At 69.6% G+C, this 4939-nt stretch carries 3 protein-coding genes; 1 reads left to right on the plus strand and 2 read right to left on the minus strand.

Translation table 11 applies throughout. The annotated features are described in order from the left end of the window. Positions 1–1949, minus strand: a 1949-nt coding sequence (locus E1264_RS40105) for a VIT domain-containing protein (RefSeq protein ID WP_132182400.1), incomplete at its 3' end; no start/stop codon positions are given. Further along, positions 1946–2851 (minus strand): MerR family transcriptional regulator, encoded by a 906-nt coding sequence (locus E1264_RS45755; protein WP_243711464.1) that lies wholly within the window; start codon positions 2849–2851, stop codon positions 1946–1948. The genes E1264_RS40105 and E1264_RS45755, both read right to left, overlap by 4 nt. Positions 2852–3287: 436 nt before the next feature. Between E1264_RS45755 and E1264_RS40115 the strand changes: the two genes are divergently transcribed. Continuing rightward, on the plus strand, positions 3288–4939 hold a 1652-nt coding region (locus E1264_RS40115; RefSeq protein WP_132182402.1), incomplete at its 3' end, for a sigma-70 family RNA polymerase sigma factor.

Below are 4939 nucleotides of genomic sequence, written 5' to 3' on the forward strand. Positions count from 1 at the left end.
GGGATGGGGCCGGGGGCGCCTGGCGGGAGCCTGTCGAAGGCCTCGGCCGAGAAGGCGGCGGCCCCCACCATCCTCGGTGGGGCTGCCGGCGCCGCCCAGCCTCGGGGCATCTCCACTGGCTGGACGACCTGGTGCGGGGTGCCACCATCGGTGGCCACCCGGCTGTCGACCGCCACGAACGCGGTGAAACGGCACAGGACACCGAAGCGGAGCGACGTGTCCACGATGCGTTGCTCCAGGTCGCCGGGGCCGCGAGCCGTGTAGCGGTCTTCTAGGTCGCGCAGATGCGCGCGGGCCCAGATGGATGTGACGGCCGGGTTCTTGGTGACGGCGCCCGTGGCGCGCTGCTCCCAGGCCCTGCCGCCGGGCGCGGTGCCGCGGACGGTCAGCGAGCCTGAGGCGGCGCCGCGGTAACGTCCCGCGATCACCATCGGCACATCAGGGAAGAGCGCGCCCAGCCGGCGCGGCGCCACGGAGTCGGGGATGATCTCCAGGCCGTCGGGGTGGAGCGAGAGCCCGGTCGCCAGCGGCGCGGCGATCCGGTGATGGATGTGCTCCATCGCCTCGTCCAGGCCGTCTTCGGACTCGACCAGCTCGCACCGCCCCTGGCCGATGGCGGCGAGACGGTTCAGGAAGCCCGCGTTGACCGCCTGGTCGATGCCGACGGCGTGGACGCGGACGCCCGACAGCCGGGGTTCGAGGTGGGCGAGGAGCTGGTCTTCGTTGCCGACCTGGCCGTCGGTGATGAGAACGAGCACCCGGTCCCGGGCGGAGTCGCCGAGGAGGCGGCAACCCTCGTCGAGCGGCGCCAGCATCTCGGTGCCGCCGCGCGCGCTCAGTGCCGACAGGTGTTCGACCGCGCGGAACCGGTTGCGGTCGGTGCCGTCCACCAGGCCGGTGCCGAGGTCGCGGAAGCGTTCGATGACGGTGTCGAAGGACAGGACAGCGAACCGGTCCTCGGTGCGGAGCGTGTCGACGATGCGGGCGGCGGCGCGGCGGGCGGCGACCATCTTCCAGCCCTGCATGCTGCCGGAACGGTCGAGGACGAGCACGACGTCGCGAGGGCTCGGCCGGTTCTTTCCCGAGGGGAGCACGGTGAGGCTGAACGTTCCCTCTTCGCCGGTTTCGTCCGGGATCAGGGCGAGGGCCGCGCTTTCGTGGGTGGCGAAGTCGAGCCGGAGGATGAAGTCGCGGTCGAGGCGTTCGCCCGGTTGCAACCGCACCGTGGTGCGTCCGGCATCGCTCTCTTCGGCCACCACGTGCAACGCCGAGCGGATCTGTGTCAGCGGCAGCCCTGCGGGGTCGATGTCGACGGTGATGCCCAGCCGGACCGGGTTGGGGAAGCCCGGCAGCAGGACGGGCGGGCTGATTCGGGAGGCGTCCGGCACGGCGTCGGTGTCGTCGGCGACTCCGGACCCGGCCCGCTCGCCCTCCAACGGCGCTCCGGGGATGTAGCGGGGCGCGACGACCAGCGGGAAGCGGAACGTCGCGCTGGACGCCGACTCGTGTGGCAATGGCTGGTTGAGTGCGAGCGTGATCGTCACGCGTTCGCCCGGCAGGATGTTGCCGACCCGCATGGTGAAGACGTCCGGACGGTCTTCCTCCGCGATGGCGGCGCGCTGACCCGCGGCGATCGCGGTGTCGTAGTCCTGCCGGGCCTGGCCGCGCTCCTTCAGGGTCCCTTCGATGACCCGGTCGGCGGCCTCCATCCGCATGGCGGTGACGGCGCCGCGGTCGGGCAGCGGGAAGACGTAGGTGGCCTCCAGCGGCATGTCGTGCGGGTTGCGGAAACCTTGGACGACCTCGATGCCGGCGGCGAGCCCGTTGATCGACGCGTGCACGTCGACGGAGTCGAGCGGCAGGTTGCCCTTGTCGGTGGTGAGCGCGCCCAGCCCGTGCTCGGGCTCCGGTGGCGCGGTCTCGGGCAACGGCAGTATGCGCACGGTCACTGGGACCTCCGGGAAGGATCGGCGGACGGAGACGCGGGGGTTTCTGCGGGGACGAGAAGACCGCGCCGGTGCAGCATCTCGAGCAGTGGCCGCGCGGCGTTCTCGATGGCGGCGAGGTCATCGCCGTTCAGGACGGAGACGTCCAGGACGAGGGTGACGCCGGACGCGAGCCGGATCCCCTGGACGACCGGTGGAAGAGGTGCGCCGTAGTCGTCGGCTACGGTCGCGGGTCTGTACGACACGTCGGGACGCGTGTTCCAGAAGGTCCTGCCGGAGGTTTTCTCGTGCTGGCCGGTCGTCCCCTCTCGGTCTGCTGGGCTTTCAGAGGCGGCGGTGTGGTTCGTCGGCTCATCCGTGGAGTTGCTGGGTGTTGCAGCTTCTGCGCTTGGAGAGCCTGCCGAAGCGGTGGTGAAACCGGCGGACCGGCGAGCGGGGGCGGCGAGGTCGGGCTCCGCGGTGGGGCCCTGCTCCCCTGTAGGGGCGAGGTCCGCTGCACCGGTGATGGCGGTGCCCGGGGGATCGGCCGGGCGGCCGTCCGGCGAGGCGGCCACCGCGTGCGGGGCATGCACGGAGGTCGGGGTCGGCCGGGACGGGAGAGCGGCGATTCGTTCGAGGGTCGCGTCGGTGGCGGCGGCGAGTTCGACCTGGATCTCGGCGATCGAGCGGCCGATGGCCTGACGGCGTTTCACCGCGACCAGTTGGAGGAGATGGCGCGGCCCGTACAGCGCGGTGCGGCCGCGGCGGCCGAGAGGCGGGTCGATCAGGCCGATCGTGGTGTACCAGCGGATCAGCCGCTCGTTGGGCAGATCGCGCACCCGGCCGCTGACCTGCGCGGACCCGTCCGCGGCAAGGGCCGCGGCGGCGTGCTCCGCCAGCTCGGTGATCGTCCAGATGCCGTCCATGCGTCCGATGATGACACTGTCATGATTACAGTGTCAAGCAAAGTTCAAGATCGACTTCAAAAGGCGGTGCGCGCTGTGTCGCTCTGTGGGGCAGGTGTTGTCGCGGACGCATGAGCGCCCGGCTGCGGGAATGAGAGTTGCCGCCCCAAAGGGCAGAGCATCTTGCGAGCAATTGCAGGAGAGTCAAGTCGTTTCGGGGTGAGTGTGTATTTTCTGTACCCTTCGCTCTGTGTAGTAGTGCCGTCTCTCTCCGGCATAACAGCCTGGTCGTCCAATGATCGGCCGTGTGTGCATAAGTTAGGGCAAAGCGCCATGAACTCCGCTTCTGCGACACTTCGGAAAAGGTGGAGCGAAGCGGGGGAATAAAGTTCGGTGTCAGTAATTGATCTCTTGAATTGACCGGTGAATACCGGCGTTAGCCCTTACCTTCTGTGACATGGACGACCATCTCCTGGTCGAGGCTCTGCGTGAGCGAGACGCCGACGCCCCTGCCGCGGTGTACGACGCCCATGCCGACCGCCTCTACGCCTACTGCTGGTTCCAGCTGCGTTGCAGGGACGCCGCACAGGTGGCGTTGCGCGACACGTTCATCGTGGCCGAGGCGCACATCGGCAAGCTGCGCGACCCGGACCGGTTCGGGCCGTGGCTCTACGCCATCGCAAGGCTGGAGTGCGCGCGGCGAATGCCGTCAAGGGACCAGGCACCGGACGTGCCGGTGGCCAGCCACGACCAGGAGGACGTCGACCAGCGCATCATGGCCTGGCAGGCGGTTCTGGCGCTGCGGCCCATGTCGCGGGAGATTCTGGAGCTAAGGGTCCGGCACCAGCTGTCCGTTCCCGACCTCGCCGCAGTGTTCGACGTGCCGCTGAAGGATGCCCAGGCAGCGCTTGAAAGCGCGCACGCCGAGCTGGAAGAGGCACTGATCGCCGAGATACTCGCGCACCAGGGGCCGTACGGTTGCTCCCAACGTGCCCGGCTTCTGCGAGAACGGCGCGGCGAGTTCAACCATGACCTGAACGGCCGGCTGATGAGGCACGCAGACGACTGCCCCGCCTGCGGAGCATTCCGTCCGCGCACGGTGTCGGCCGCCAAGGTGTACGGGCTGCTGCCGGACGCCGACCTTGGGGCGGAACTGCGGCTCCGGGTCATGAGCTGCTTCATGGACCCGGAGCTCGTCGGCTACAGACTCTTCGTCGCCACCCGGGTCGCGGAGTTCACCGCCGATGGGTTCCCCGTCCAGTCCAGGCAGCCGGCGAGGTCGCTGAAGGCATCGGGCCCGAGAGGGCTTCTCTGGCTTCGTCGCTTCCGCAGGACGGACTTCCGGCCGAAGGTTCCTCTGTCCGGGAAAGGCGACCCCCAGTCGAGCGGCCTTGGCGCGCATGCCGCTCGCGTCGTCCTGGTGCTCACGGCGATAGCCCTTCTTGCCGGGGGCGGGGTCGCTTCCATCTACGGACTGTTCGGCGCAGGGCGACGCGACACGGGCGTCGTCGCCGGTCCGCGCCCGACCGCGTTTCCTGGCACTTCGCTGGAGCCGGGCCTAGGACGACCGTCCGCGGACCACCCGGATGCTGGGGCCCACCTGGACATCGCTCCTGTGTCGGCCACGTTCCCCTTGGGCTCGCGGGCCTCGTCGGCACCGCCGACGGCCCTGCCGGCATCGTCGGTGCCGTCCAACTCTGCGGACGAATCGACGGGTTCCCGGGCTAAGAACGCGCTGGTGCTCTCCCCGCTCTACCTGGATCTGGCAGGAGGCGCGGACGGTTCCGTAGAGCTGCGAGCGGAAGGCGGCCCGGTGTCCTGGCAGGCGAACAGCCGTGCACCTCTGCGAGCCGATCCCATGTCGGGACATCTGAAGGCCGGTCAAAGCGTGACCGTACGCGTGCACGTATCGCGCCAGCCGAGCTCCCGTGGAGAAAGCACCATCACGTTCATGCCGGGAAGGAAACAGGTGCATGTCACCTGGCGACCTGACGCTCCAAGCCCGGATCCGACGCCTTCGCCTACACCGACGGGTTCCGCCCCGGGAGAACCGTCCAGTCCGCCAGGCACCCAGCGGCCGACCAGCCCGCCGCCCTCCAGGCCCAAGCC

The organism is Actinomadura sp. KC216, assembly GCF_004348535.1.
Classification (GTDB): Bacteria; Actinomycetota; Actinomycetes; order Streptosporangiales; family Streptosporangiaceae; genus Spirillospora.

Bases quoted from the DNA above. Each gene is read 5' to 3' on its own strand.
- E1264_RS45755 (WP_243711464.1), bottom strand. From the start codon at position 2,851: ATGGACGGCATCTGGACGATCACCGAGCTGGCGGAGCACGCCGCCGCG.